A 3,392-nucleotide genomic window follows, 5' to 3' on the forward strand; every position below is an offset into this window, starting at 1 on the left:
GGTCGATGTCCGTCAGCTCGCGCCGAACACCATGCAGACCGGACTGCCGGTGCGCGTTTCTCCCGGCGCGCGCGTCAGCGCGCCGCTCGCGGCGTCGACCCGGAAGGCCACGATGCTGTCGCTGTCCTCGTTCAAGGCATACAGCCAATCGCCGCCCGGCATCAGCGTCATGAAACGCGGCGTGCGTCCGCCGGACGCCACGGCGCCGATCCAGGACAGGCGGCCGCTGGCCGCGTCCACCCGGAAGGCGGCGATGCTGTCGTGCCCGCGATTCGACGCATACACGCGTTCGCCCCGGGCATCGACCAGGATGGCGGCGGCGCGATTGTTGCCGGTGTGCGTATCCGGCACGCTGGGCAGGATCTGCATCGCTTCGAGCGCGCCGCTGGCCGCGTCATACCGATAGGCCGTCACCGTCGAATCCAGCTCGTTGACGCAATAGGCGTAGGACGCCGCCGGGTGGAACGCCAGGTGCCTGGGCCCCGCGCCTTCGCGCGCCACGGCGGCCGGCGACGCGGCGGCGGTCAGCCTGCCATCCGTCCACCGGAACGAGAAGATCCGGTCCAGCCCCTTGTCCGGCACGATCACGTGGCGGCCGTCGGGCGCGAAGGGATTGGCGTGCGGCTTGGCCTGCTTCTGCTCGACCCGGTGCGGGCCAGGCGTCCCTTCCAGCGGCAGCAGCTGGCAGGCAGGCCCCAGTTCGCCATCGGCGCCGATCGGCAGCACGGCCACGCTGGCGCCGATATGGTTGGACACGATCACGTGCCGTCCCGTCGGGTCGATGGCCAGGTGCACGGGATTCAGGCCCTCCGTGTCCTGGCGGTTCAGCGGGCGGATCCGCCCGTCGCGCCCATCGACCACATAGGCGCTGATGCCGCTGGTGTCGCCGTGCACGGCATACAGCCGGTCGCCGCGCGCGTTCAGCGCCAGGTACGAGGGGTTCACCTGCCCTTCCAGCACCTGCACGAGTTCCAGCCCGGCGCTGGCCGGATCCACCTTGAACACCGAAATGCCCGTGCCGCGCGCATTGCGCTCGCGGGTGGTGCGACAGCCTAGGTATGCGTACATGCGGCCTCCCTGCCCTGCGCGGCGTTGCCCACCGGATCCTTGTTCATGGCCGCTTCCTCACTTGTCGGCCGTGATGCCGGCGCGCTCGACGATGGCGGCGTACTGCCTGCTCTCGCTGGCGATGAAGGCGGCGAACTCGGCGGGCGCCAGCGGCGCCGGCTCGCCGCCCTGCTCGCGCAGGCGCTGCGCCAGCGCCGGATCGGCCAGCGCGTCGCGCACCGCCTCGTACACGCGCTGCACCACCGCCGGCGGCGTGCGCGCGGGCGCGTACAGGCCGAACCAGTTTTCCAGCGCGTAGGCCGACAGGCCCGGCGTCTCGGCGATGGCGGGGATGTCCTTGGCGAAGCTGGCGCGCGTGGCCGACGTCACCGCCAGCGCCTTCACGCGCCCGCCCTGGATGAAGGGCGCGGCGCCCGCGTAGCTGACGAAGGTCATGTCGACGTTGCCGCTGGCCACGTCGGCCAGCTGGCCGGACGCACCCTTGTACGGCACATGGACCATGGTGATGCCGGCCAGCGATTGCAGCAGCTCGCCGTTCAGGTGCTGCGGGTTGCCCACGCCGCTGGTGGCGTAGGTCAGCGCGCCGGGCTTGGCGCGCGCCCGCTCGACCAGCTCGGCCACGCTGGCGGCCTGCAGGGACGGCCCCGCCACCAGCACGTTGGGCACGCGCGTCACCAGCGTCACCGGCGCCAGGTCCTTCTCGGGCGAGTACAGCATGCGGCCCTTGTAGACGTAGGGATTGATCGCCGTCTCGCCGGCCGAGCCCAGCAGCAGCGTGTAGCCGTCGGGCGCGGCCTTGGCCACGTATTGCGCGCCCAGCATGCCGCTGGCGCCGGGCTTGTTCTCCACCACGATGCTCTGCTTGAGCGTGTCGCGCAGCTTTTCCGCCAGCAGGCGCGCGATGGCGTCGACGCCGCCGCCCGCCGAGAAGGGCACGATCAGCGTGACCGGACGGCTGGGATAGTCCTGCGCGGCGGCGGGCGCGGCAGGGAGGAAGGCCCCCGCCGCGAGCGGGGTCAGGGCGGCAAGCAGCCGTTGGGTAAATCGCATGGCAGTCTCCTGTGCCGGCATTGGGTTCGGGCTGGGACTGGTCCGCCCGCGCTGCGCGGTCCGGCCGGTCCTCTTTTTCTATATTGCATTTTTAAATCTTAAAATGCAATAATGCCAGCATGGATACTTTCCCCGATTTCACGCCCGCCACGCTGCGCGTGGGCGCGCGGGCCTACCGCATCGTCGACCTGCCCGCGCTCGGCGCGGACTACCCGCGCCTGCCCGTGGTGCTGCGGCTGTTGCTGGAAAACGCCGTGCGCCACCAGCGCGGCGCCGAACGCGCGGCCACGGTGGCGGCGCTGTTCGACTGGCTGCGCGACGGCGCCAGCGCAGCGGAAATCGCCTTCCAGCCCGGCCGCGTGCTGATGCACGACACCACCAGCACGCCGGCGCTGGTGGACATCGCCGCCATGCGCGACGCGCTGGCCGAGGCCGGCGCCGACCCCGCCCTGCTCAACCCCACGCTGCCGGTGGACGTGTCGGTCGACCATTCGCTGGCGGTGGAAGTGCATGCGCGCCCGGACGCGGCCCGCATCAACATCGGCCACGAGATCCGCCGCAACGGCGAGCGCTACCGCTTCCTGCGCTGGGCCGCCAGCGCGCTGCGCGGCGTGCGCATCCATCCGCCCGGCACGGGCATCATGCATACGCTCAACCTGGAACAGCTGGCCGTGCTGGTGCGCGAGCTGGACCTGGACGGCGAGCGCTGGGCAGCGCCCGACATGATGATCGGCACCGACAGCCACACGCCCATGATCAACGGCATCGGCGTGCTGGGCTGGGGCGTGGGCGGGCTGGAAGCGCAGACGGTCATGTTCGGCATGCCCACCATGCTGCGCATTCCCGACGTAATCGGGGTGGAACTGACCGGCGCCCTGCCTCCCGGCGCACTGGCCACCGACCTGGCGCTGACGGTCACGCAGCGGCTGCGCCAGATCGGCGTGTCCGGCGAGTTCGTGGAATTCTTCGGCCCCGGCGTCGCCACGCTGTCCGCCGGCAGCCGGGCCGTGGTCGCCAACATGGCGCCGGAATACGGCGCCACCACCGGCTACTTCCCGCCCGACGAACGCACGCTGGACTATCTGCGCCAGACCGGCAGAAGCGCGGACGCGCTGGACCTGGCGCGCGCCTACCTGCGGCGCAACGGCCTGTGGTTCGATCCGCAGGCCCGCCCTCGCTACACGCGCACGATCACCATCGCGCTGGACGACATCGCCAGCCACGCGGCCGGCCCGCGCCGGCCGCAAGACCTGCTGCCGCTGGCGAGCGTGCCC

At 71.4% G+C, this 3,392-nt stretch carries 3 protein-coding genes; 1 reads left to right on the forward strand and 2 read right to left on the reverse strand.

What is annotated here, in order from left to right:
* Window positions 1–12: 12 nt before the first annotated feature.
* Window positions 13–1,068: a lactonase family protein gene (locus AC6LJ9_RS30330; RefSeq protein ID WP_498150410.1), complete on the reverse strand. Its 1,056-nt coding sequence runs from the start codon at window positions 1,066–1,068 to the stop codon at window positions 13–15.
* A gap of 57 nt (window positions 1,069–1,125) precedes the next feature.
* A complete protein-coding gene (locus tag AC6LJ9_RS30335; RefSeq protein ID WP_498150411.1) occupies window positions 1,126–2,118 on the reverse strand; it encodes a Bug family tripartite tricarboxylate transporter substrate binding protein in 993 nt (330 codons plus the stop codon).
* 119 nt (window positions 2,119–2,237) lie between these two features.
* Here AC6LJ9_RS30335 and AC6LJ9_RS30340 point away from each other — a divergent pair.
* Window positions 2,238–3,392, forward strand: a 1,155-nt coding sequence (locus AC6LJ9_RS30340) for an aconitase family protein (RefSeq protein WP_498150412.1), incomplete at its 3' end; no start/stop codon positions are given.

It is taken from the genome of Achromobacter sp. 1011811831, assembly GCF_059760905.1.

Excerpts from the sequence above, each read along its gene's own strand:
- AC6LJ9_RS30330 (WP_498150410.1), bottom strand. The coding sequence starts at position 1,068 with ATGTACGCATACCTAGGCTGTCGCACCACCCGCGAGCGCAATGCGCGC.
- AC6LJ9_RS30335 (WP_498150411.1), bottom strand. The coding sequence starts at position 2,118 with ATGCGATTTACCCAACGGCTGCTTGCCGCCCTGACCCCGCTCGCGGCG.